Raw genomic sequence first — 23,475 nt, 5'->3', positions numbered from 1 at the left:
ACGGGGGAAAGGGGTGGTGGGTTACTACTTCTTGTACTTGCCGAGCTCGCGGCGGGCCAGGGAGCGGCGGTGGACCTCGTCGGGACCGTCGACCAGGTGGAGGGTCCGGGCGTGGGCGTAGAGCGCCGCCAGGGGGAACTCCTGGGAGACGCCGCCTCCGCCGTGGGCCTGGATGGCGCGGTCGACGACCCAGGTGGCGACCTCGGGAACGGCGACCTTGATGGACTGGATCTCGGTGTGCGCGCCCTGGTTGCCGACGGTGTCCATCAGCCACGCGGTCTTGAGCACCAGCAGCCGGGCCTGCTCGATCTTCACCCGGGACTCGGCGATCCAGTGCTGCACCACGCCCTGCTCGGCCAGCGGCTTGCCGAACGCGACCCGCTCGGAGGTGCGCCGGCACATCAGCTCCAGCGCCCGCTCGGCCATGCCGATGGCGCGCATGCAGTGGTGGATGCGGCCGGGACCGAGCCGGGCCTGGGCGATCGCGAAGCCCTCGCCCTCACCGGAGATGACGTTGTCCACCGGCACGCGGACGTCGTTGAACACGATCTCGGCGTGACCGCCGTGGTCGGCGTCGTCGTAGCCGAAGACGTGCATGCCCCGCTTGACCTCGACGCCCGGGGTGTCCTTGGGCACCAGCACCTGGCTCTGCTGGCGGTGCCGCTCGGCGTCCGGGTCGGTCTTGCCCATCACGATCAGGATCTTGCAGCGCGGGCTCATCGCGCCGGAGGAGAACCACTTGCGCCCGTTGATGACGTAGTGGTCGCCGTCGCGGGTGATGCGGGTGCCGATGTTGGTCGCGTCGGAGGAAGCGACGTCGGGCTCGGTCATGCAGAACGCCGAGCGGATCTCGCCGTCGAGCAGCGGCTGGAGCCATTGCTTGCGCTGCGCGTCGGTGCCGAACTGCGCCAGCACCTCCATGTTCCCGGTGTCGGGTGCGGCGCAGTTGGTGGCCTCCGGGGCCAGCTGACCGGAGCGGCCCATGATCTCCGCCAGTGGCGCGTACTGCAGGTTGGTCAGCCCCGCACCGTGCTCACCGGGCAGGAAGAGGTTCCACAGACCGCGCTTGCGCGCTTCGGCCTTGAGCTCCTCCATGATCGGCGGGTGCGCCGACCAGCGATCAGGTCCTTCGTTCATCTGCTCGGCGAACACCGGCTCGGCCGGGTAGATGTGCGAGTCCATGAACTCCAGCAGCTGACCGCGCAGCTCCTCGGTTCGTGCGTCGAACGCGAAATCCATCTCTCATGCCTCCTTGAGGGTCGCCAGGCCCTGCGCGACGAGCGGAGCGACCAGGCCACCGACGTGCTCGAAGCCCTCGCCGACGGTCTGGTCGTGGATGAAGCGGTAGTGGATGCCTTCCAGGATCACAGCGATCTTGAAGTAGCCGAACGCCAGGTACCAGTCCACATCGGACAGATCCAGTTCGCTGCGCTCGGCGTAGCGGGCGAAGAGCTGCTTGGCGCTGGGGAACCCGTGCTCCGGCCCGACGCCCTTGGCGATCGGGTTGTTCTCCAGGCCGCTGAAGCCCTCCCAGTACACCGCCAGCAGACCGAGGTCGGTGAGCGGATCGCCGATGGTGGCCATCTCCCAGTCCAGCACGGCCTTGATCCGCTGGTCGTCGCCGACGATGACGTTGTCCAGCCGGTAGTCGCCGTGCACGATGCCCACGCGGCCGCTGGTCGGCACCGAGGCCGCCAGCCGCTGGGACAGCTCGTCGATGCCCTCGATCTCGCGGCTGTGGGAGGCCTTGAGCTGCTTGGTCCACCGGCGCACCTGGCGTTCCAGGAAGCCCTCCGGGCGGCCGAACTCGGCCAGCCCCACCGAGGCCGGGTCGATGGAGTGCAGGTCGGCGAGCACGTCCATGAGCTGGAAGGACAGGTCCTGGCGCTGCTGCTCGCCGAGCGTCGCGGTCTGCTCGGCGGTGCGGAAGACGGTGCCGCGCATGTACTCCATGACGTAGAACGGGGCGCCCAGCACCTCCTCGTCCTGGCACAGCAGCTCGGTGCGCGGCACCGGCACGCTGGTGTCGGCCAGGGCGGTGAGCATCCGGTGCTCGCGGCTCATGTCGTGCGCGGTGGCCAGCACGTGGCCCAGCGGTGGGCGGCGCACGACCCACTCGCGGGTGCCGTCGCCGACGATGTAGGTCAGGTTCGAGCGGCCGCCCTGCACCAGCTCGCCGGTGAGTTCGCCGGTGACCATGCCGGGCATCTCGACGTTGAGGTACGCCCGCAGCCTGTGCAGGTCGAGGCCGGGCAGCTCGTCGGGCTCGGGTGCGTTCACCTGATCTCCTCGTCTTGCGGTACGGATCCGGTCGGCAGCAGTTCGGCCAGCCGGGTTCGGGTCTCCGCCGGGCCGGCGTGGAGCACGGCGTGCATGCCCAGGGCGCGGGCGGCATCGACGTTGGGCGCGCCGTCGTCGACGAAGGCGGTCTGCTCGGCAGGCAGGCCGAGCTGGTCCAGGCTCATCCGGTAGATGCTCGGGTCGGGCTTGCGCAGCCCGACCTGGCCGGAGAGGACGGTGGACTCGAACAGGCCCGTCAGCTGCTCCCACGGGTAGGCGTCGATGTTCCCCCAGCTGTTGGACAGCAGTGCGGTGCGGATTCCGCGTTCGCGCAGTCCTCGCACCAGATCCAGCATGGCCGGTTCGGGGCGCATTCGCGCGAAGAGGCGTCCGAGCAGGTCATCGGGCGCGACGGGCTGATCGTCGAGGGTGCGCAGCCGGGCGGCCATGGCCTTGTTGAAGCCGTCGGCGTCGAGCTCCCCGGTTTCCAGCAGGTGCACGGGCGTGCCCGCGGGCGCGTTGCGGGAGAGCCACTCCTTGAGCGCGGCGGAGAACAGCTCCGGGCGGATCCGCTCCTCGGCCAACCAGGCGTTGATCGAGTCGCGGGTGGGTGTGGTCAGCACACCTCCGTAGTCGAAGACGACCGCGCGGACGGTCGGGCCGACAGCACTGGAACCCATGGACAGGACCGTACCGACTAGACGGTATGTCGCGCTAGCCCCAGTTCGGAGGGGCAGGTCGGGCCGGTGCGCGGGGGTGATGTCGGGGTCGCCCGGATGGAGGTCGCGCGATCACGGCGGGTCAGCGGGCGTCCGATTCATCCCGATCGAACGGGGCTGGTCAGGCCAGTCGCGCTCGTCGAGGTGGCGGTTGCGAACACTCGTTTCGCCCAATTCGGTGACGCTGGGTCAAAGGTGGTAAGTCCGGCAAAAACGTCGTCGTTGACCTGGTATTTACTCGTGGGTAGGTTACGAATTCGCCGCGCGGACAGCACTTTTCGACTCCCACCGATCGTGCAGGAGAGGCCAATGAAGTCCGTCCTCAGTGGAAAGCGCGCCGCCATCGCGGCCGCCTTCGCCGCAACCGCAGCCCTCGCCGTCGCCCCGCAGGCGGTGGCGGCCCCCTTCGACATCAACTTCGACTGCAACGGCGATGCGCCGACGGGTGCCCAGCAGTTCACCCTGCAGCAGAGCACCGATGTCTCCGCTCCCGAGACCGTCGCTCCCGGAGCGGCTTTCGACGTCGTCGTCGACCCGGCCGTGAACACCATCCCGGGCGAGGTCAACGGCAACACCGTCAAGGAGGTCGGCGGTTTCGACCTGAAGCTCCCGATCCCGGCGAACTCCACCTACGTCTCGGCTGAACTGGCCGGTGGCTCGAACCTGGGCCCGAACCCGCCGACCATCAACGTCGAGAACGGCGTCGCCACGGTGCACCTCGACGGCCCGATCGCCGGTGGCAGCGAGTTCGAGCTCCCCACCATCACCGTGCACCTCACCGCGGGTGAGTCCGGCACGATCGAGACCAAGCTGGCGGGGACCAGCTACGAAGACCCGGGCCTGACCTTCACGGCGGTCGTGTCCTCGATCATCGGCGACGTCGACGTCCCGTCGGCGTGCTTCCCGAACCCCAACCCGACGCTGACCACGACGACCATCGGCTGACGCCGCGAGTGGCGGGGCGCGACGGCGTCCCGCCACTACTTCCGGGTGATCAGGTGCGCGCCGATCCCGGCGATCAGGCCCCAGAAGACCGACGCGATGCCGAACGCCGTGACGCCCGAAGCGGTCACCAGGAAGGCGATCAGCGCTGCGGTGCGGCTCCCGGTGTCGGCGGTGGCCTTGGCCATCGAACCGCCGATCGTGTCCAGCAGGCCGATGCCGGCCAGCGCGGCGATCAACGCACCGGGGAACGCCGCGATGAGGCTCGCCAGCGTCGCACCGAACACCGCGATGACCAGGTACAACGCGCCCGAGGTGATCGCGGCCTTGTAGCGCTGGCCGGGATCGGAGTGGACCTCCTCGCCCATGGCCAGAGCGGCGGTGATCGCAGCCAGGTTGATGCCGAAGCACCCCAGCGGCGCCAGCAGCACGTTCACCGCTCCGGTCCACGACAGCACAGGCGAGATCGGCGTGGTGTAGCCGTGGGTCCGCAGCGTCACGACGCCGGGCAGGTTCTGCGAGGTCATGGTGATCACGAACAGCGGGATCGCGATGCCGACCACCGAGTGCACCGAGAAGCCCGGCCACGTCCACACCGGCGTCGCCAGCGCCAGGTCGACGTCACCGGCCCGCAAGCTGCCCCCGAACGCGGTCCCGGCCACGCCGATGACCAGCGCGATCAGTACCGCGTAGGGCGGTAGGAAGCGCTTGCCCAGCAGGTAGCCCACGAGCATCGCCGCGACCAGCGCGAACTGCTCCCGCATCGTGGTGAACAGATCGATCCCGAACCGCAGCAGCACACCGCCCAGCAGTGCGGCGGCGATCGCCGGCGGGATCAGGTTCACCGCCCGCTCGAACAGCCCGGTCACGCCCACCAGCAGCGACAGCGCCGCGGCCAGCAGGAACGCGCCGACGGCCTCCGGCATCGACAGCCCGTGCCCGCTGGCCGCCAGCAGCGCGGCTCCCGGTGTGGACCAGGCGAGCACGATCGGCGCGCGGGTGCGCAGCGACAGCGCGATCGAGGTGACGCCGATGCCGATGCCCAGCGCCAGGATCCACGAGGAGATCTCGGCGGGTGTGGCTCCCAGCGTGCGCGCGGCCTCGAAGACGATGGCGGCCGAGCTCACCACCCCGACCAAGGTGGTGATGGCCCCGGCGACCAAGGTGGAGACCGGTGCGGCGGAGATCCGCTGACGCAACTGCACGAGACCCGTCCGTTCTGTATATGGAACGATCGGGGATGGTAGGAGGTGCCCGTGGAACCGGTCAAGCTCGTCGGGGAGAACCTGCGCGCGGCCCGCACCCGTCGCGGCCTGTCGTTGTCGGAGGTGGCCAGGCAGGCCGGCATCGGCAAGGGCACGCTCTCCGAACTCGAAGCGGGCAACCGGAACCCGACCCTGGAAACCCTCTACGCCCTCGCCGCGGTGCTCGGCCTCTCCCTCGGCAGGCTCCTGGCCGCCGAACCCGAGCCGCGAGACGGTGGAGCGCTCCACGTCCACCGCTCGGCCGGGCCCGAGATCTCCGGCCACGCCGCCGACGTCGAGCTGCTGGACAGCGTCGACGACGGCCGGACTCGCCTGGAGATCTACCGGCTGCACGTCCGCGCGGGCACCCGCTACACCTCCCCGGCGCACCACCCCAGGGTCATCGAGCAGCTGCACGTCCACACCGGAACGCTCGTCACCGGACCGGAATCGGACCCGCAGACCCTCGGCCCCGGCGACTACATCCGCTTCGACGCCACGGTCCCGCACGTCTACGAAGCCCCGGAAGACGCCACGACGGCCACCCTCGTCATGCGCTACCCGACCTGACGAAGCCCGAGGCGGCAGAGGCGGGAAGAGGGGGAGTCGAATTTCGCGCGAAATTCGAGGCGGAACTTCGGGATTCGAATTTCGCGCGAAATTCGGTGGGGTCCCCCGCGGTCGGGCGTGTTGTGCCTGGTCAGGGTGGTAGCGGGTGAGAGAAGTGAAAGTCCCTCCGGGACGGGGGACCGGAGGGACTTCCTGGGGGACGCCGCGTTCCGTTCGGAACGGGTGCGGCGCGTGCCGCGTCCCGTTCGGGGCGGGGTGCGGCGCGTGAGGCGGGTGTCCTCGGTGGGGGAGGACACCCGCCTCCGCCTCAGCTGCGGCTCAGGCGTTGTCCTGCTTGAGCATGTCGGAGCACTTCTCGCCGATGGCCATGGTGGTGATGTTGGGGTTCACCGCCACGAGGAACGGCATCACCGAGGCGTCGGCGACGCGCAGGCCCTGCACGCCCTTGACACGAAGGCGCGGGTCCAGCGGCTTCGAGTTGTCGTCCTCGGCGCCCATCTTCACCGAACCGGCGGGGTGGTAGACGGTGTTGTGGGTGCGCTTGATGTAGTCGGCGATCTCGTCGTCGGTCTGCACGTCCTTGCCCGGGAACAGCTCCTGACCGGCCCACTCCTGCATCGCCGACTGCGCGACGATCTTGCGGGCCAGCTTGATGCCCTCGGTCATGACGCGGATGTCGTGACCGTCCGGGTCGGTGAAGTACTTCGGGTCCACCTTGGCCTTGTCCCGGAAGTCCTTGCTGCGCAACCGGACCGTTCCGGTGGAGCGCGCGCGGGTGACGTTCGGCGTCAGGCAGAAGGAGTTCTCCGACGTCGGGTAGCCCTGCCGCACGGTGTGCATGTCGAAAGGCACCGAACCGTAGTGGAACATCAGGTCCGGCCGGTCCAGGCCGTCCTCGGTCCGGGTGAAGATGCCGATCTCCCACCACTGGGTGGAGTCCTCCACCATCGGCTTCTTGGCCTCCCAGCTGATCACGCCCTCGGGGTGGTCCTCCAGGGTGGAGCCGACGCCGGGGGAGTCGACCAGCACGTCGATGCCGAACTCGCGCAGGTGCTCGGCCGGTCCGATGCCCGAGAGCATCAGCAACTTCGGCGTGTCGATCGCGCCGGTGGACAGCACGACCTCCTTGCGGGCCGTGATCGTCCGCGAGTGGATGAGGTCGTCGCTGAGGTACTCCACACCGGTGGCGCGGGTGCCGTCGAAGGTGACCTTCTTGGCCCAGGCGTTGGTGCGGATCTCCAGGTTCGGCCGGTCCATGATCGGGTGCAGGTAGGACACCGACGAGGAGGAACGGGTGCCGTCCTGCTTGGCGTTGATCTGGAACCAGTTGGCGCCGTGGGTGACGGTCTTGCCGGAGTTGAACTCGGTGGTCGGAATGCCCTGCTGCTCGCAGGCTTCCAGCAGCGCGGCACCGGTCGGGTCCTTCGGCGGGACCGAGCGGATGGTCACCGGGCCGCTGCGCCCGTGGTGATCGCCCGGTCCGTCGTTGGTCTCCAGCCGCTTGTACAGCGGGAACACGTCCTTCGAGCCCCAGCCCGTTAGGCCCATCGACTCCCACTCGTCGAGGTCCTCGGCCGGTGCCCAGAACGCGATGCAGGAGTTGTGCGAGGAGCAGCCGCCCAGCACGCGGGCACGGGCGTGCCGCATGAAGGAGTTGCCGTTCTCCTGCGGCTCGATCAGGTAGTCCCAGTCGTAGCCGGACTCCAGCAGCGCCATCCACTTCTTGAGCTCGAGGATGTTGCTGTCGCCGACGTCGGACGGGCCGGCTTCGAGCAGGCACACGGTGGTGCCGGGGTCCTCCGACAGCCGCGCCGCGACCGCCGCACCCGCGCTACCGCCGCCCACCACGACGTAGTCGAACTGATCGGTCATGGTCATTCCTTTCAGAACTCAGACGAGGGACGTCTTCTCGTCGCCTGCGGTGTCCTTCTCGGACGCCGCGTGGTCGGCGAGCACACCCACCTTGTGCCGCTGGATGAACCAGTAGTAGGCGAATCCGCCCACGGCCGCGATCCCGACGAACAGCACCGAGCTGTACTGCAGGTACCAGTGGTACGGGGGCTCGGCGTTGTAGACGTCCTTGCGCGGCCACGCGAGGTTGATCGACATCCCGAGGCCCCACAGCACGGCCAGGACGTTGATCGGCAGCCCGAGCTTGCCGAGGCTGAAGCGGCCCTCCTCCTTGGTCGACTTCCACTTGCCGCGCAGGCGCGCGACCAGCATCGGGATCGTCACCAGCAGGTAGGAGATGTAGATCAGGATGATCGCCAGCGAGGTGATGGCGGTGAAGATCTGCGGCTGACCGATGTTGACCAGCAGCAGCACGACCGCGACGACACCGATGAACACCGCGGGGGCGACCGGCGTCTGGAACCGCGGGCTCACCCGGGCCAGCAGCTTGCCGGCGGGCAGCGCGTTGTCGCGGGCCATGGCGAACATGATGCGGATCGCGGCGGTGTGCACGGCCAGCACGCACACGGTGATCGCCACGAAGATCGCCAGCAGGAACAGCCGGCCGACGAACGGGCCGAGCGCGTCGCTGAGGACGAACTGCAGGCCGGACTCGGCCAGCTCCGGGGCGCTGAAGTCGCGGGTGGCCATCATGCCGAACAGCAGGATGAGGCCGCCGAGGACGAAGGAGGCGATCAGCGCCCGCAGGATGGCGCGCGGCGCGTTCTTGTGCGGGTCGATCGACTCCTCGCCGAGCGAGGCGGCCGTGTCGAAGCCGTACATGACGTAGGACGAGGCGATGCCGGCGACCAGGAAGGCGCTCAGGTAGCTGCCTCCGTAGGCGGCCTCGGTGCCGTTGGTGTCGAGGATGATCGTCGGCGGGTTCACCACGACCAGGGCCAGCGCGATGATCAGCAGCACCGCTGCGGCCAGCTCGATGAACACACCGGTGGAGTTGATCTGCGCCATCAGCTTCACGCCGTAGGCGTTGACCAGCGTGGTGAACAGGATCAGCACCAGCGCCAGCAGCACCGCGTTGACCGCGGAGTCCGTGGCGTCGGAGCCGTCACCGATCAGCTGGAAACCGGCCCAGATCTGCGGCAGCGTGTTCTGGTAGGCCAGCGCTGTGGCCGAGATCGACACGATCGACGCCAGCAGCATCATCCAGCCGGCCAGCCAACCGACGTGGGGACCACCGAGCTTCTTGGCCCAGTTGTAGATGGAACCGGCGATCGGGTAACGCGATGCCAGCTCGGCGAAACTCAACGCCACCAGCAACTGCCCCAGGAACACGATCGGCCAGGACCACACGTAGGCGGGTCCGCCGAAACCGATTCCGAAGTACGACAGTTGGAAGGCGCCGGTGAGCACCGAGATGTAGCTGATGCCTGCGGCGAAGGTGTGGAAGCTGCCGAGGCTTCTCTTCAACTTGTTGGTGTAGCCGAACTCGTTGAGCTCGGCGTCGTGATTGGTGGGCGCGCTCATGCCCCGAACTCCTTCCCCGGCCGATCGCCCCCACCGGATGGCAGGGGTGACGACGCGGGTTGGTTGTTTGCTTAGCGCGAAATCCCGTTTCCCGCAACGGACTTGCGGGCGGTGCGGTGGCACGCGGGCCACCGCACCGGACACAAGATTCCTTCCTTACTTCGAGGAGAACCAGTTCTGCGGACCGGGCCGCAGGTTCTGGTAGACGTGCTTGGCCTCCTGGTACTCGCCGAGCCCTGCCCGGCCGAGTTCGCGTCCGATGCCGGACTGCTTGAACCCACCCCACTCGGCCTGCGGGAGATAGGGGTGGAAGTCGTTGATCCACACGGTTCCGTGCCGGAGCCGGTTGGCCACGCGCTGCGCCTTGGCCGGGTCGCCGGTGAACACCGCGCCCGCCAGGCCGTAGTGGGTGTCGTTGGCGATGCGGATCGCGTCGTCCTCGTCGGTGAACCGCTCGACGGTCAGCACCGGGCCGAACGATTCCTCGTTGACCGCGTGGGTTCCCTGCTTCACCTCGTCGAGAACCGTGGGCAGGTAGTAGTGCCCGTTGGCGTAGCGCTCGCCCTCGGGGCGCTTGCCGCCGGTGCGCAGCACCGCGCCCTCGGCGACCGACTTGGAGACGTAGTCGTCGACCTTCTGCAGGTGCGCGGCGGAGATCAGCGGGCCGGTCTCGGCGTCGTCGTCGAACGGCCCGCCGATGCGGATCTGCTCGGCGCGGCGCACGATCTCGTCGACCAGCGCGTCGTGCAGCTCGTCCTGCACGATCAGCCGGGCGCCCGCGGAGCAGACCTGGCCGGAGTGCAGGAAGATCGCGGTCAGCGCGAAGTCCACGGCGGTGTCGAAGTCGGCGTCGGCGAAGACCACGTTGGGGTTCTTGCCGCCGAGCTCCAGGGCGACCTTCTTGACCGTCGGCGCGGCCATCGCGGAGATCTTGCGGCCGGTGTGCAGACCCCCGGTGAACGAGATCAGGTCGACGTCGGGGTGCTCGGCCAGCACCGACCCGACCTCGGCACCGGTGCCGAGCACCAGGTTCCCGACGCCGGCGGGCAGCCCGGCTTCCTCCAGGGCGCGCATCAGCAGGATCGCGGTGGCCGGGGTCAGCTCGCTGGGCTTGAGGATGAAGGTGTCGCCCGCGGCGATGGCCGGCGCGACCTTCCAGGCGACCTGCAGCAGCGGGAAGTTCCAGGGGGTGATCATGCCGCAGACGCCGACGGGCTCGTACTGCACGCGGCTGATGGCGTCCGGGGTGCCGGTGTCGACGAGGCTGCCCGCGTCGGTGCCCGCGATCTTGCCGAAGTAGCGGAAGCACGCGGCGATGTCGTCCATGTCGTACTCGCTCTCGACCAGGCGCTTGCCGGTGTCGAGCGATTCGGCGCGGGCGAACTCGTCCTTGTCGCGGACGAGGATGTCGGCGACGCGCAGCAGCAGATCACCCCGGTCCCAGGCCGAGCTGGTCGACCAGACGCCCTCGTCGAAGACCCGGCGCGCGGCGGCGATGGCCTGCTCGGCCTCGGCGCTTCCGCCCTCGGAGACGGTGGCGACCAGCGTTCCGTCGGCGGGGCAGTGGATCTGCCGGGTGCGGCCGTCGGCGGCCGGGACCCACTTGCCGTCGATGAACAGCGTGGCTGCCGAATTGTCTGCTTGCGGCATGGCTTTTCCCCGTTTGTCGCTCGTTTGTCCGCGTTCGCGGCCATCGTGAGCACGCCTCGCGAGAGGTGGCTGGTTCACAATGCGGCGGACGCCGATTCATCGCCACACGAATCCGCACCGGATGATGCGGAGCAATTCGCCGAATTGTGCCTCTCATCGGCACGATTCGGTCTCCGAATTCACCTCCTGGTGGTCCATTCGGTGGCTCTCTGGCGCGTTCTCGTCCAATTCGCGCGACGCATTTTTCCGTCGCGCACGTCCATTGGCTGCGGTGCCGGGAGAAGACACTAACACCAGGCATGTACATCTGTACATCATCTGGTGTTCAGGATCGGTGGAACTCGTGGAAAAATGCGCGTTGAACTGGTCAAACGCCTGGTCGGTGACGTGGACCGCATCGCGATCGGGGCGGACGTGGCAAGCTGGATCTCCGGATGCTGGGCCGATCAACCCACCCCCGAATCGGTTCGCCACCCGGATGCCGGAGAACGTTCACGCGCTGTGACAGGGGAGGAACACCGAGCGAATGTCGAGCACCCAGCCCGCGCCGCCCGCTCGCCGCAAGGACCCCGACCGCCGCGAGCGCATCGCGCGCGCCGCGATCGAGGTGGTCGCCGAGCGCGGCGTCGAGAAGCTCACGCACCGCAGCGTGGCGGCTGCCGCGGGTGTCCCGCTCGGATCCACCACCTACTACTTCGCGACCCTCGATGACCTGCTCGCCAGCGCCCTGCGGCAGGCCGCCGAGGACGACGTCGAGCACATGCGGCAGTGGGCCGCCGGCCTGGAGCCCGGCCACGACCTCGCCGAGTCGCTGACCGACCTGGTGCTGCACTACCTCGGGCCCGCCCGCGCGCAGACGGCCGTGGAGCACCAGCTCTACATCGCCGCGCTGCACAAGCCGGCCTTGCGTCAGGTGAGCCAGGAGTGGGACACGTGGTTGGCCGAGCTGTTCGCCTCCTACACCGACGAGGCGACCGGCCGCGCCCTGTCGGTGCTGTTCTGCGGTTGGCAGCTGCAGGGGATCGTCCGGGAATCGGTGCCGAGCCGAGACGAAATCGAGATGACTTTTCGGCGGATGCTGCAACCGGGTGCGAAAACCTGATTTCAACAGGCATTTCAGGGTGGGTGTCCGGACGGTCAACATCGGATGTCCGTTGGATTGCACTGGAATCAGGGCAGTTGATCTCAATGCTGTCTGCGAGGAAGATGTAGGCATAGCGATCCGTGGCATCGGTGTCGGTGATGTCGTCGAAGTCGTCGGTTTTTGACCTGGCGGGCGCATCAACGGATGAATCACCGGTGCGGGCACGGACTTGCCGCGTCGGGGCGTGGCTCGCTCCCAGCAAATTTGATCAACTCAGGTGGGGTGAGACCGTGGGGCACATCGAAGACCGCGAACTGGTACCGCTGAAGGCAGATTTCGACACCGTCTGGTACGGATACCGTCGCTCGCAGGTGAAGTTCTACATCCAGCAGACCGAGGCCGAACTGCGCCTGGTCACCGAGGACAGGGATTCGGCGTTAAGCCAGGTCAACGAACTGTCCGCGCAGCTCGACCAGGCTCGCGCCCAGGTCGAGGAGCTCAAGCAGGAGCTCGACGCGCAGGCGCAGGAACCGATCTCGCTGGACGCGCTGTCCGACCGGATGCGCCGCATGGTCCGGCTGGCCCAGGACGAAGCCAAGGAGATCGTGGCCAGCGCTCAGGCGGCCTCCGAGCACGAGTGGGCCCGCTCCGAGCAGGCCGCGGCCGAGCTGCGCAACCGCTACGAGAAGCTGGTCTCCGAGGCCGATGAGTGGCGCCGCCAGTCCGAGCAGCAGCGCAACGAGCTGATCGCGCGCACCCGGGCCGAGGTGCAGGCCATGGCCAAGGAGGCCGAGCAGCAGCGCAGGCAGCTCGACGCGGAGGCCGAGGAGCGCCGCGTCCAGGTCGAGCACGACTTCGAGACCTCCATGTCCGCCCGCCGCGACGAGGCCATGCGGATCCTCGCCGAGCGCGAGCAGGCCAGCCGCGAGGAAGCTCAGCGCCGCGTCCGCGAGGCCACGGCCGAGGGCGAGCGCAGGATCCTGCGCGCCGACGAGTACTCGGCGACGATGCACAAGACCCGCCAGCAGCTGGCTGAGCAGGTGCGCAACGCGCAGCGGATCCTGGGCAACGCCGAGCCGTTCCTGGTGGCCACCGAGAGCGGCTCCGACACCGAGGCTTCGGACGCGTACGTGGCCGAGACCGTCCACAGTGGAGACGCGGACGTCGAGGTTCCCAAGCAGCGCGACGAGGAGACGGTGCCGCAGGAGGCGGAAGCCACCGTCTGACCGGGCCCATCAGCACGTGGGCCGCCCGCCCGGTGTTCGGCGGGTGGCCCGCTGCTGCGTCCGGGGGACGTGTCGAGAACTCGCCTCGCGCTTCCCGGTGATCCGCTCGGCTGGCTAGATTGCTCCGATCGTGGTGCTCACCGGGAGGTCGGATGAACTGGCGAGGATGGGGAACCATCGCCGTGTCCTGCGCGATGTTGCTGGTCGGGATGCCTGCGGGAGCCGCCCCGCCGGACGACCTCGCGCAGCGGCTGGAGGATCTGCCGGGCATGACGGTGGTCGGGGAGCGGCCGACCGAACCGGGTTTCCGGTTGTTCGACCTGACCTTCACCCAGCCGGCCGATCATCGGCACCCGGACGCCGGTTCCTTCGAGCAGCGCCTCACCCTGCTGCACCGCGACCTCAGTCGGCCCGCGGTCCTCCACACCACCGGCTACGGCCTTCCGGCCAGCGCCAACCGCACCGAGCCGACGCAGCTCGTCGACGGCAACCAGGTGAACCTGGAGCACCGCTTCTTCACCCCGTCGCGCCCGGAACCCGCCGACTGGAACGATCTCGACATCTGGCAGGCCGCCACCGATGAGCACGAGGTCATCTCGGCGCTGCGCGGGATCTACGACCGGCAGTGGATCACCACCGGTGCGAGCAAGGGCGGGATGACCGCGGTCTACCACCGCCACTTCTACCCGGACGACGTCGACGGAACCGTTGCGTACGTCGCACCGAACGATGTGGACAACGATCGCGACGCCTACGACCGGTTCCTCTCTTCAGTCGGTACCGATCCAGCCTGCCGGGAGGCGCTGACCGCCGTTCAGCGCGAGGCCCTGATCCGCAGGCCCGAGATGATCGCCAGGTTCCAGTCGTTCGCCGACTCGCAGGGGATGACCTTCGACCGGATCATCGGCGACATCGATCGCGGCCTGGAGCTGGTCGTGCTCGACGCGCCGTGGAGCTTCTGGCAGTACCGCGGCCAGCAGGACTGCGGGCAGGTCCCGGCGCCCACCGCGAGCGCCGACGAGATCTACCGGTTCCTGGACGAGACCGTCGAGTTCGCCTTCTACACCGATCAGGGCATGGAGCCCTACACGCCGTACTACTACCAGGCGGGAACCCAGCTGGGCTGGCCCGGCGTCTCCGACGAGCCGCTGGCCGACCTGCTGCACCACCGCGAGCTCAGCCAGCCGCGCAACCTGGTGCCCCGGGACATCCCCATGGAGTTCGAGCCGGGCGTGATGCGCGAGGTCGACACCTGGGTCCGCGGCCAGGGCTCGGAGCTGATGTTCGTCAACGGCCAGAACGACCCGTGGAGCGCCGAGCCCTTCGAACCGGGCCGCGACGACTCGCACTCCTACCTGGTGCCGGGCGCCAACCACGGCGCCAAGATCGCCGGGCTGCCCGCCGACCAGCGCGCCGAGGCCGAGGCCACCGTCCGCCGCTGGGCCGGGGTCGACGTCCCGGCGCTGCGCAGCACCCGCATCGACCACCAGCCGCTGGAGCGTCACCCGCTCTGACGCGCGGCCGTCCGGTCGTAGAAGCGCATCAGGAAGTCGTGGGCCGGGCGTTCGACCGCTCTGGTCAGCGCCCAGCCCACGGCCGTGCCGGTGGCCAGCATCGCCAGCGTCTGCAGCAGCGGCGGCACGCCGTTGGTGTCCAGGTAGTGCAGCAGGACGTAGCCGATGGTCTGGTGGCTGAGGAACACGCCGTAGGAGATCCCGGCGAACCAGGTCACACCGCGCGCGAGCGTCGGCGGCAGCTTCCAGTCCGGGCCGCACGCCACCAGGGTCAGCACCAGCAGTCCGGCCCACACGCCGAGGGTGGAGCCCCAGTCGCAGTCGAGCTGACCGTCGGGCAGGCGGATGTAGTTGTGCATGGCCTGGGCGAACATGCAGCTCGCCAGCAGCAGCGCGAAGTGCCCGCGCGAGAGGCGCCCGGTGGAGGCCATCCAGATCGCCACCCCGGCCACGAACAGGTGCCAGCGGTGCACGCCGAAACCGTCCACGAGCATCCGGTAGGTCTCCGGTGCTCCGGAGGTGCGGATGTGCCACTGCGCGAGCGGCAGCAGCACCGCCGTCCACAGCACCCAGAGGATCTTGTTGCCGTGGCCCAGTTTGGTGGCGTAGAGCACCGCGGCGAAGGTGAATCCCAGCAGTTGCAGCGGGACCGTCCAATGTGAACCGTCCAGGAAGGCGTAGACGGTCGGCTTCCAGTTCCACAGCATCAGCAGGTGTCCGACGAGGTCCCGCCCGTTCGGTTCCACCCAGCCGGGCGGGCGCAGGAAGCGCAGGACCAGCCAGATCAGCAGCACCGAGCCGACGAAGGGCGGCAGGAGGCGCGCCATCCGCTTCCACCAGTAGCGTCGCAGGCTGCCGCGCCCGATGGTGGCCGCCGCGAAGTAGGCCGAGATCACCAGCAGCAAGCTGGCGCCGACCTGGTACGGGAAGAAGAGCGTGCGCGGGGAGAGCTCGGGATGGGTCACGCGGCTCATGTGGGTCGCGTGGTAGATCATCACCAGCACCACGCATCCGGTGCGCACGGCGTCCCAGCTGACTTTCCGGGTGCTCCGCAGCGGGGCGGCGCCCGCGCGCGTAGCGGTCAGTTCGTGCACGCTCGCTACCTCAAGGTCGGTCCGTCCGGAATCTCAGCTGGTAGAAGTGTGATTCTGGGCGAACAGTCTAGATGCCTGAGCTGTTCGGGTGAGGTGGGGGCGTGGCTGCGGTGCGGGCCAGCAGCGCGAAGCTCAGCGGCTCGGGCGTGCGCAGGTCGGCGTCGCCCGGTTCGGGCCGCCAGTCGGCGACCGGCACCGCGCCGGGCTCCAGCGGCTCGGCGTCTCCGAGGAAGGACAGCACGGTGGCGCGGTCGCGCATGGCCGGGGCCGAGCAGTCGGGCAGGACAGTGAGGATGTCGTGCGCCGGTGTGGGCGCGAACTCGTCGGTGAAGTGCGACAGCGCCAGCAGCGAGCCGGGGGCCAGCGCGTCGGTGTAGTGGCGGATGACCTCGGCCGGCTGGTGGTGCCCGCCGAACTGGTGCAGCACGCCGAGCATCAGCACGGCCACCGGCTGGTCGAAGTCCAGCAGCCGCCGCGTCTCCTCGGCGGCCAGGACGGATTCCGGATCGCGGACGTCGGCGTGCACCATCGCCGCGGTCTCGCTCCCGGTGAGCAGCAGCTTCCCCTGGGTGGCGGCGATCTGCTCGTTGTCGACGTAGACCACCCGCGCGGCGGGGTCGGCCGCGGCGGCGATCTCGTGCGGGCTGCCGGCGATGGGGATGCCCGAGCCGAGGTCCAGGAACTGCCGGATGCCCTGGTCGAGGCAGGTGCGCATCATGCGCCGCAGGCAGTTGCGCGCGGCCAGGGCTTCCAGCCTGGCGTAGGGCGCCTTGGCGAGGATGCGCCGGGCCAGCGCGCGGTCGGCGGCGAAGTTGCTGCCGCCGCCGAGCATGTAGTCGTGCACACGCGCGTCGCTCGGACGGTCCAGGTCGAGGGTCCTGGTGATCATCGGTCGGTCCGCCAATGTGTCTGCGAGTGACTTTGCTGCTGCGTAGCGTAGTGATCAGCGCCCGCCCTGATCAGGTGAAAAATCCGCAGCGCAGTGACGCAGCGTCACCTCTATGGAGTAGTGCGAAAGATCTGCGAATGGCGGCGCAGGAGTTCCGGGGCGAGTGAAAAAGCGTCTCCACTTTTGTAAAAAAACCGAAAAAACTACGCGCGTAACCGGCAGGGTCGGCTCCGGATGAAGATCGAATGAGGAGCTGGTTGCCACAGTGAGGCAAGTATCACCCAAAAGAGAGTCATCGGCTGTATGCTCTCCGTTACTATCTGCGTCGCGTACCAACGTGCCCAAAGCGAGCCCGACCCCGCATCCGGCGATGAGGAACCGTTGATGTCGACCGACACCCAGCTGCAACCGCACGGAGAGTTCCCTTACCGGATTCCGGCTGTCGTCGCGTTCGTGCTCACCCTCATCATCTCCGGCGCGATCTTCCTCTGGGCCGTCCTCCAAGTCCCCGCGGGCGCGGGATACGTCACCGTGATCGGCGCGCTGCTCGTCCTCGCGCTCTCGGTCGCCGTCGCCGGGACCGTGCGCGGCGTGCAGATGACCCGGCACTACCGCCTCGCCGCGGCGAGGATGAACAGCGACATGGTGCGGCTGGCCGGCGAGGCCCTGCCCGGCGTGGCCCGGCAGCTGCGCGCCGGAGCCACCGCCGAGGAGGCGGTCAAGGAGCACAAGCAGGACTTCAGCGTTCCCCACCGGCGCGTCATCAAGGCCATGACCAAAGAGCTGGCCACCAGCGAGAAGATGCGCGCCGCCGCGCTGTCGACGTGCGCCAACGCCGCGGGCCGCGTTCAAGCGCTGGCCACCGGGATGCTCGCCGACCTCCGCGAGATGGAGGGCAAGCACGACTCCGAAGGCGTTCTCGCCGACCTGCTCAAGCTCGACCACAGCACCGCGCAGGCCGGTCGGCTCGCCGACAGCATCGCGGTGCTCACCGGAGCGCGCAGCGGCAGGCGCTGGACCAAACCGATCGTGATCGAGAGCGTCCTGCGCGGCGCGATGGGCCGGATCAGCTCCTACCAGCGAATCCGGTTGCACTCCACCAGCACCGTCGCCGTCGTCGGCTACGCGGCCGAGGGCGTGATGCACGCGCTGGCCGAGATCATGGACAACGCCACCAAGTTCTCGCCGCCCACCGAGGAGGTGCACGTCTACGTCGAAGAGGTGCACAGCGGTGTGGTCGTCACCGTCGAGGACAGCGGACTGGCGATGAGCGACACCGCGCTGGCCCGCGCGGAGCAGGCGGTGTCCGAGACCCCGCTGGACCTCGCCGAGATCTCCGGCAGCCGACTCGGCCTGGCCGTGGTCGGCTGCCTGGCCCGCAAGCACGAGCTGTCGGTGTCCTTCCGCGCTTCGGCGCGCGGTGGGACCGGCGTGGTCGTGATGATCCCGCAGAAGCTGATCACCCAGCCGCGCCAGGACGCCGAGCCCCACGCGGAGGAGCCGGCCAAGCCGACCCTCGACGTCCACGCCGACACCGAGACCGAATCGACCGAACCCGGCGAGCTCCCCAAGCGACGCCGGGGACGAACCCTCGCCTCAGTGCGCTCGGCCCCCGCCCCCAGGCAGGCCGAGGGCAAGCGGTCGGACGCGGGCGCGCGCTTCGGCGCGTTCTCCAAGTCCCGCCGCGACGACTCGTCCACTTCGGACGAACAACCCCGATGATGCCCCCGAAGACCTCGATTGGAGGTGTGGGACAGCGGGTCACCCCGCCCGCCGTCCCGCAACCGCGATGACCATCGACACCCGCGAGCTCGACTGGATGCTGGAGAACCTGCTGCAGAACACCCCCGGCAGCAGACACGCGCTGGTGCTGTCCAAGGACGGCCTCAAGCTCTGCCACACCGCCGGGTTGAGCGCCGACCAGGCCGACCAGCTCTCGGCCATCGCCTCGGGGATCCAGAGCCTGTCCTACGGCGCGTCGGTGGAGTTCGGCGACGGCAGCGGGGGAGTGCGCCAGTCCATGACCGAGTTCTACGGCGGCGTCCTGTGCATCGTCGAGGCCGGGTTCGGCGCTCACCTGGCGGTGCTGGCCTCCGACGAGACCGACGTGGGCATCGTCGGCCACAACATGAACGAGCTCGTCGAGCAGATCGGCGAGCACCTGCGGAGTCCCAACAGGGTCGAGGTCTCATGACCAGGCGGCTGCTCGACGACGAGAACCCGGACCGGCTCTACATCGTCACCGGCGGCCGCACCCGTCCCGCCGACGACGCCTTCGACTCGGTGACCCTGGTGGTCGCCGAGGGCGAAGCGACCCCGGGCATGCAGTCGGAGCACGCCGCCATCCTGCGGCTCAGCCGCGAACCGATCGCGGTGGTCGAGCTCTCCGCCGAACTCCGGCTCCCGGTGAGCGTCGTGCGCATCCTGCTCGGCGATCTCCACGCGATGGGCAAGATCACCGCACGGCACCCCTCCGCCCGGCGCGACCCGTCGGAGATCCCGACTCCCGATTTCCTCAAGCAGGTGCTCGTTGGACTTCGCAACATCTGACCGAATACCGTTGCGGCGCACCGCGTCCGACGGTTTGAAGATCGTCATCATCGGCGGCTTCGCGGTCGGCAAGACCACCATGGTCCGCTCGGTCAGCGAGATCCGGCCGCTGAACACCGAGGAGACCATGACCACCGCCAGCGTCGGCGTGGACTCCACCGCCGGTGTGGGCGCCAAGACCACCACGACGGTGGCGTTCGACTTCGGCCGCATCACGCTCAACGAGCGGATGGTGCTGTACCTGTTCGGCGCGCCCGGGCAGGAGCGGTTCTGGTTCATCTGGGACCAGCTGTTCAGCGGCTGCCTCGGCGCGGTCGTGCTGGTGGACTCCCGCCGCATCGCCGACTGCTGGTACGCCATCGACCGGCTGGAGGAGCAGGGAACGCCGTTCGTGGTGGCGCGCAACAACTTCGGCGTTCCCAAGCACGGTCTGGAGCAGGTGCGCGACGCGCTGGACCTGCCCGACGAGGTGCCGATGCTCGACTGCGACGCCCGGGACCGGGAGTCCAGCCAGGAGGTGCTGGTGCGACTGGTGGAGCACCTGCACGAGATGTCGCTGGCCCGGGGCCTGTGATGGACCCGCACGTGAGCACGACCCCCTTCTACGGCGCGCGTTTCCACCGCGACCCGGCCGCGGTGTACCGGCAGCTGCGCCGCGACCACGGCCCGGTGGCGCCCGTGCAGCTGGAGGGCGGCGTCCCGGCCTGGTGCGTGCTCGGATACCGCGAACTGCACTACGTGGTGGGTAATCCCGAGCTGTTCGGCCGTGATCCGCGGCGCTGGAACCGCTGGCACATCGTCCCGGAGAACTGGTCGCTGCGCGCCTACGTCGAACCCCGGCCGTCGGCGCTGCTGGCCGACGTCGAGGAGCACCGCACGCGCGGCGCCGTCGTGCGCGAAGCACTGGACACAGTGGACTCGTTCGAGCTCGCCGCGGCGGTGGAGCGGATCTGCGACACCCTGATCGACCGGTTCGCCGGTCGCGGCTTCGCCGACCTCGTCGTGGAGTACACCCACCAGATCCCGCTGCTGGCGATGGCCAAGATCTACGGGCTCGCTGACGACGAGGCCCCGATGCTCACCCACGACGTCGCGCTGTCCGGGCAGGAGGGCGAGGAAGCGGTGCGCGCGCACGAGCGCACGGTCGCCCGCATGCTGCGGCTGGTCCGCGAGCGACGCGCGAGACCGACCGGCGACCTGGTGTCCCACCTGGTGAAGCACCCGATCGGCTTCACCGAGGACGAGATCGCCGCGGACCTGTTCATCACCCTCGGCAAGGCGCACCTGACCACATCGGACTGGATGGGCAACGCGCTGCGGCTGATGCTCACCGAACGCCGCTTCGCCGTCGACCTCGCGGGCGGGCGCAGCAGCGTCGGGCACGCGCTCAACGAGGTCCTGTGGGAGGACACCCCGATCCAGAACCACGTGGGCCGCTGGGCGACTCAGGACATCCAGCTCGGCGGGAAACCCATCCGGGAGGGAGATCTGCTGGTCCTGGGGCTGGCGGCGGCCAACGCCGATCCGCAGGTCCGGCCGCACGGCCACGAGGGCGCCACCGGCAACCACGCGCACCTGTCGTTCAGCCACGGTGAGCACGGCTGCCCCTACCCGGCCCAGGAGATCGCCCGGACCATCACCACCACGGGCATCGAGGTCCTCCTCGACCGCCTCCCGGACACGAACCTGGGCGTCCACCCGGAAGACCTCACCTGGCGCCCCTCAGTCCTGATGCGAGGCCTCACCTCCCTCCCGGTCACCTTCTCCGCCCACTAGACGAAACCCGTCCCCGACCGGAGTCCCCGATTTCAGTGGAACTCCGCCACCCGATTTCAGTGGAAGTCGGGTACCGGGTTTCAGCGGAAGTCCGGTACCCGATTTCAGTGGAAACCAGGGACCGGAATTCCACTGAAATCGGTGACCTCGGTGGGGTGTCAGAGCCAGCGGTAGCGGCGTTCTGGGCGGCCTGTTCCTCCGTAGCGGAGGCGCACTTCGGCTCGGCCGGACTCGACGAAGTGCTCCAGGTACTTGCGAGCGCTGACCCTGGAGATCTCGGTGGCGTCGGCGCACTCGGTGGCGGAGAGGTCGCCGCCGGCGGCGGAGCGCTCGCGGAGGATGTTCTCGACCACGCGCGAGGTTTCGGAGGAGAGCCCCTTCGGCGGCGTGGCGCTCCGGGTGCGGGTGCCGAAGAGGCGGTCGACGTCCTGCTGGGCGGTGGGCGCGTCGCCGGGGAGGTCGGCGAGGGCGCGGTGCAGCGACCGGAAGCTCTCCAGGCGTTCCCGCAGGGCCTCGTAGCTGAACGGTTTGATCAGGTAGTGCAGCGCGCCGCCGTGGATCGCGCCCCGGACGGTGTCCAGGTCGCGCGCAGCGGTGATCACGATGACGTCCGGGTCGGCGGACGGACGTCCGCGCAGCTGGCGCAGCACCGACATGCCGTCGATGTCGGGCAGGTAGATGTCCAGCAGCACCAGGTCCGGGCGCAGCTCGTCGGCGGCGACGACCGCGTCGGCCCCGGTGTGCGCGACGCCGACGACCTCGAAGCCGTCCACCCGCGAGACGTACCCGCTGTGGACCTTGGCGACCATGAAGTCGTCGTCGACCACCAGAACTCTGATCATGCTCCCTCCCACGGCAGCCGCGCGGTGAACACCGCGCCGTCGGCGTTGTGCACCTCCACCGATCCGCCGCGCCTGCGGCAGATCTGCCTGGTCAGCGCCAGGCCCAGCCCGCGCTCACCACCGCGCGCGGCCTTGGTGGTGAAGCCGTGCCGGAACACCTCCTCGACGATCTCCGGAGCCACGCCCGGGCCGGAATCGCGCACCACGACGGTGATCTCGTCGCTCTGCCGCAGCTCCACCTCGATCCACGCGTCGCGCGTGGACTCCAGCGCGTCGAGGGCGTTGTCGATGAAGTTGCCGAGCACGGTCACCACGTCGGCGGACAGCTCCTCGTCGATCTCGCCGAGGAACCCGCCCTCGTTGAGCCGCAGCCCCACGCCGCGCTCGGCGGCCAGGCTCGACTTGGCGATCAGCAGCGCGGCCGTGGCCGGATCCTGCACGCGGGCGGTGACCTCGGCGTGCCACTGCTCGCTGTGGTGGCTGATGCGCTGCACGTAGCGCTGCAGCTCGTCGTACTCGCCGAGCTCCACCAGCCCGGAGATGGTGTGCAGGCGGTTGGAGAACTCGTGGGCCTGGGCGCGCAGCGTGTCGGTGGTGTCGCGGTGGACGGCGAGCTCGCGCTGCAGGTCGACCAGTTCGGTGCGGTCGCGCATGGTCACCACCGCGCCGACGGTGGAGATCGGCATCCGGTTGAGCACCACGACCCGGCCCTTGCGCAGCACGATCTGGTCCACGCCGTCGGACCGCCCGGTGAGCACGTCGCGGGCGCGGTCGCCGAGCTCGAGGGAATCGATGTCGTGGCCGAGGCAGTCCTGCGGCAGCGACAGCAGGCGCAGCGCCTGGTCGTTGACCAGCGTGATCCGGTTCTGCTCGTCCACGCCGACCACGCCCTCGCGCACCCCGTGCAGCAGCGCTTCGCGGTGCTCGACGAGCCGGGTGATCTCCTGCGGCTCCAGCCCCAGCGTCTGGCGCTTGACCCGCCGGGCCAGCAGCACCGACCCGGCGATGCCCAGGAACGCGGCGAAGGCCAGCAGGGCGAGGGGGTTCTCCGGGGCTTCGCGCAGCCCCTGCAGCAGGTCGGGGGTGTTGCGGCCGGCCGCGACGACGCCGACGAGCCGCGCGTCGTTGGCGATGACCGGAACGTGCGCCACGAGTGTGTCGGTGCCGTCCGCGGAGACCTCGCCGACCCACGCCGAACCGCGCAGCACGCTCGACTCGCCCAGCGGCAGCGGCTGCCCGCGCTGACCCGGATCGGGCGAGGTCAGCACCTTGCCGCGGGCGTCGGCGATGATCACCTGGTCGGCCCCGGACAGGCTGCGCGCGCTCTCGGCGAGGATCGGGAGCGCGTCCCTCCGGTAGGGGTCGGCCAGGCTCGCCCGGACGGTTTCGGTGGCCGCCAGGTCCTCGGCGACCGAGAGCATCTTGCGCCCCTCGCTGGCCCGGAACGCGACGTCGCTCTGGGCGACGGAGTACACGGCGACGGTGCCGAGCAGCACGAGGATGATCAGCAACTGCCAGCTCAGCAGCTGCCGGGACAAACTCCCCTGCACACGCAACACCGCGCACCTCCTCGCCGGGAACGTTAACCGCTCGCCGCACGACCTCCGCAAAGCACCTGGTCACAACGGACGAAACCGCACAATCAACCCCACCCGAACCC

The 23,475-nt window shown here is 69.1% G+C and carries 21 protein-coding genes; 10 read left to right on the top strand and 11 right to left on the bottom strand.

What is annotated here, in order from left to right:
* Window positions 1-24: 24 nt before the first annotated feature.
* Genes E1181_RS27815 through E1181_RS27805 form a run of 3 tightly spaced genes read right to left on the bottom strand, consistent with a single transcriptional unit; the run spans window position 25 to window position 2,960 of the window.
* Complete coding sequence (locus E1181_RS27815; protein ID WP_132679313.1) at window positions 25-1,239, bottom strand: acyl-CoA dehydrogenase family protein; 1,215 nt, start codon at window positions 1,237-1,239, stop codon at window positions 25-27.
* A 3-nt stretch (window positions 1,240-1,242) separates the two neighbouring features.
* On the bottom strand, window positions 1,243-2,280 hold the full coding sequence (locus tag E1181_RS27810) for a phosphotransferase family protein (RefSeq protein WP_408010804.1): 1,038 nt from the start codon (window positions 2,278-2,280) through the stop codon (window positions 1,243-1,245).
* A complete protein-coding gene (locus tag E1181_RS27805; RefSeq protein ID WP_132679311.1) occupies window positions 2,277-2,960 on the bottom strand; it encodes an HAD family hydrolase in 684 nt (227 codons plus the stop codon). The genes E1181_RS27810 and E1181_RS27805 overlap by 4 nt, the downstream gene beginning before the upstream one ends.
* A 348-nt stretch (window positions 2,961-3,308) precedes the next feature.
* On the opposite strand from E1181_RS27805, the gene E1181_RS27800 reads away from it, so the two are divergent.
* Window positions 3,309-3,944, top strand: coding sequence for a cyclase (locus tag E1181_RS27800; RefSeq protein ID WP_132679309.1), 636 nt, complete (start codon window positions 3,309-3,311; stop codon window positions 3,942-3,944).
* Window positions 3,945-3,979: 35 nt separating this feature from the next.
* On the opposite strand, the gene E1181_RS27795 is transcribed toward E1181_RS27800, so the two are convergent.
* Complete coding sequence (locus E1181_RS27795) at window positions 3,980-5,146, bottom strand: benzoate/H(+) symporter BenE family transporter (protein WP_132679307.1); 1,167 nt, start codon at window positions 5,144-5,146, stop codon at window positions 3,980-3,982.
* 51 nt (window positions 5,147-5,197) lie between these two features.
* Between E1181_RS27795 and E1181_RS27790 the strand changes: the two genes are divergently transcribed.
* Window positions 5,198-5,755, top strand: a complete 558-nt coding sequence (locus E1181_RS27790; RefSeq protein ID WP_132679306.1) for a helix-turn-helix domain-containing protein — start codon at window positions 5,198-5,200, stop codon at window positions 5,753-5,755.
* Window positions 5,756-6,073: 318 nt separating this feature from the next.
* Here E1181_RS27790 and E1181_RS27785 read toward each other — a convergent pair whose 3' ends face one another.
* From E1181_RS27785 to E1181_RS27775, 3 genes are all read right to left on the bottom strand, one after another.
* Window positions 6,074-7,627 (bottom strand): GMC family oxidoreductase, encoded by a 1,554-nt coding sequence (locus E1181_RS27785; protein ID WP_132679304.1) that lies wholly within the window; start codon window positions 7,625-7,627, stop codon window positions 6,074-6,076.
* A gap of 18 nt (window positions 7,628-7,645) precedes the next feature.
* Window positions 7,646-9,190, bottom strand: coding sequence for an APC family permease (locus E1181_RS27780; RefSeq protein ID WP_132679302.1), 1,545 nt, complete (start codon window positions 9,188-9,190; stop codon window positions 7,646-7,648).
* Between the two features lie 156 nt (window positions 9,191-9,346).
* Window positions 9,347-10,840 (bottom strand): aldehyde dehydrogenase family protein, encoded by a 1,494-nt coding sequence (locus tag E1181_RS27775; protein WP_132679301.1) that lies wholly within the window; start codon window positions 10,838-10,840, stop codon window positions 9,347-9,349.
* A gap of 526 nt (window positions 10,841-11,366) precedes the next feature.
* On the opposite strand from E1181_RS27775, the gene E1181_RS27770 reads away from it, so the two are divergent.
* The 3 genes from E1181_RS27770 (at window position 11,367) to E1181_RS27760 (ending at window position 14,664) form a co-directional block, all read left to right on the top strand.
* Window positions 11,367-11,942, top strand: coding sequence for a TetR/AcrR family transcriptional regulator (locus E1181_RS27770; protein ID WP_132679299.1), 576 nt, complete (start codon window positions 11,367-11,369; stop codon window positions 11,940-11,942).
* Between the two features lie 272 nt (window positions 11,943-12,214).
* On the top strand, window positions 12,215-13,150 hold the full coding sequence (locus E1181_RS27765; RefSeq protein WP_132679298.1) for a coiled-coil domain-containing protein: 936 nt from the start codon (window positions 12,215-12,217) through the stop codon (window positions 13,148-13,150).
* Between the two features lie 152 nt (window positions 13,151-13,302).
* A complete protein-coding gene (locus E1181_RS27760; protein WP_132679297.1) occupies window positions 13,303-14,664 on the top strand; it encodes a S28 family serine protease in 1,362 nt (453 codons plus the stop codon).
* On the opposite strand, the gene E1181_RS27755 is transcribed toward E1181_RS27760, so the two are convergent.
* Both E1181_RS27755 and E1181_RS27750 read right to left on the bottom strand, forming a co-directional pair.
* Window positions 14,652-15,758, bottom strand: a complete 1,107-nt coding sequence (locus E1181_RS27755) for an acyltransferase family protein (protein WP_132679295.1) — start codon at window positions 15,756-15,758, stop codon at window positions 14,652-14,654. The two genes, E1181_RS27760 and E1181_RS27755, sit on opposite strands and share 13 nt — an antisense overlap.
* Window positions 15,759-15,825: 67 nt before the next feature.
* Complete coding sequence (locus E1181_RS27750) at window positions 15,826-16,647, bottom strand: SAM-dependent methyltransferase (RefSeq protein ID WP_132679294.1); 822 nt, start codon at window positions 16,645-16,647, stop codon at window positions 15,826-15,828.
* 384 nt (window positions 16,648-17,031) lie between these two features.
* On the opposite strand from E1181_RS27750, the gene E1181_RS27745 reads away from it, so the two are divergent.
* The 5 genes from E1181_RS27745 to E1181_RS27725 all read left to right on the top strand — a co-directional run bounded on the left by E1181_RS27745 (window position 17,032) and on the right by E1181_RS27725 (window position 20,973).
* Entirely contained in the window at window positions 17,032-18,369 is a 1,338-nt protein-coding gene (locus E1181_RS27745) for an ATP-binding protein (protein WP_132679292.1), read from the top strand.
* A 67-nt stretch (window positions 18,370-18,436) separates the two neighbouring features.
* Window positions 18,437-18,841 (top strand): roadblock/LC7 domain-containing protein, encoded by a 405-nt coding sequence (locus tag E1181_RS27740; protein WP_132679291.1) that lies wholly within the window; start codon window positions 18,437-18,439, stop codon window positions 18,839-18,841.
* Window positions 18,838-19,197, top strand: a complete 360-nt coding sequence (locus E1181_RS27735) for a DUF742 domain-containing protein (protein ID WP_132679289.1) — start codon at window positions 18,838-18,840, stop codon at window positions 19,195-19,197. Before E1181_RS27740 ends, E1181_RS27735 begins: the two co-directional genes overlap by 4 nt.
* Entirely contained in the window at window positions 19,178-19,771 is a 594-nt protein-coding gene (locus E1181_RS27730) for a GTP-binding protein (RefSeq protein ID WP_132679288.1), read from the top strand. Before E1181_RS27735 ends, E1181_RS27730 begins: the two co-directional genes overlap by 20 nt.
* Before the next feature lie 11 nt (window positions 19,772-19,782).
* Window positions 19,783-20,973, top strand: coding sequence for a cytochrome P450 (locus E1181_RS27725; protein ID WP_235877097.1), 1,191 nt, complete (start codon window positions 19,783-19,785; stop codon window positions 20,971-20,973).
* A 158-nt stretch (window positions 20,974-21,131) separates the two neighbouring features.
* Here the strand turns inward: E1181_RS27725 and E1181_RS27720 are convergent, their stop codons facing one another.
* Window positions 21,132-21,815, bottom strand: a complete 684-nt coding sequence (locus E1181_RS27720) for a response regulator (RefSeq protein ID WP_132679284.1) — start codon at window positions 21,813-21,815, stop codon at window positions 21,132-21,134.
* Window positions 21,812-23,374: a sensor histidine kinase gene (locus E1181_RS27715; protein ID WP_408010795.1), complete on the bottom strand. Its 1,563-nt coding sequence runs from the start codon at window positions 23,372-23,374 to the stop codon at window positions 21,812-21,814. Before E1181_RS27715 ends, E1181_RS27720 begins: the two co-directional genes overlap by 4 nt.
* Window positions 23,375-23,475: the final 101 nt, after the last annotated feature.

The organism is Saccharopolyspora terrae (assembly GCF_004348435.1).
Taxonomy (GTDB): Bacteria; Actinomycetota; Actinomycetes; order Mycobacteriales; family Pseudonocardiaceae; genus Saccharopolyspora; species Saccharopolyspora endophytica.
This window is presented reverse-complemented; position numbering and strand designations above follow the sequence as displayed.

Coding starts and splice junctions, on each gene's coding strand:
- E1181_RS27745 (WP_132679292.1), top strand. CDS start 17,032: ATGTCGACCGACACCCAGCTGCAACCGCACGGAGAGTTCCCTTACCGG.
- E1181_RS27770 (WP_132679299.1), top strand. CDS start 11,367: ATGTCGAGCACCCAGCCCGCGCCGCCCGCTCGCCGCAAGGACCCCGAC.
- E1181_RS27815 (WP_132679313.1), bottom strand. CDS start 1,239: ATGGATTTCGCGTTCGACGCACGAACCGAGGAGCTGCGCGGTCAGCTG.
- E1181_RS27780 (WP_132679302.1), bottom strand. CDS start 9,190: ATGAGCGCGCCCACCAATCACGACGCCGAGCTCAACGAGTTCGGCTAC.
- E1181_RS27785 (WP_132679304.1), bottom strand. CDS start 7,627: ATGACCGATCAGTTCGACTACGTCGTGGTGGGCGGCGGTAGCGCGGGT.
- E1181_RS27805 (WP_132679311.1), bottom strand. CDS start 2,960: ATGGGTTCCAGTGCTGTCGGCCCGACCGTCCGCGCGGTCGTCTTCGAC.
- E1181_RS27735 (WP_132679289.1), top strand. CDS start 18,838: ATGACCAGGCGGCTGCTCGACGACGAGAACCCGGACCGGCTCTACATC.
- E1181_RS27720 (WP_132679284.1), bottom strand. CDS start 21,815: ATGATCAGAGTTCTGGTGGTCGACGACGACTTCATGGTCGCCAAGGTC.
- E1181_RS27800 (WP_132679309.1), top strand. CDS start 3,309: ATGAAGTCCGTCCTCAGTGGAAAGCGCGCCGCCATCGCGGCCGCCTTC.
- E1181_RS27775 (WP_132679301.1), bottom strand. CDS start 10,840: ATGCCGCAAGCAGACAATTCGGCAGCCACGCTGTTCATCGACGGCAAG.
- E1181_RS27760 (WP_132679297.1), top strand. CDS start 13,303: ATGAACTGGCGAGGATGGGGAACCATCGCCGTGTCCTGCGCGATGTTG.
- E1181_RS27740 (WP_132679291.1), top strand. CDS start 18,437: ATGACCATCGACACCCGCGAGCTCGACTGGATGCTGGAGAACCTGCTG.
- E1181_RS27750 (WP_132679294.1), bottom strand. CDS start 16,647: ATGATCACCAGGACCCTCGACCTGGACCGTCCGAGCGACGCGCGTGTG.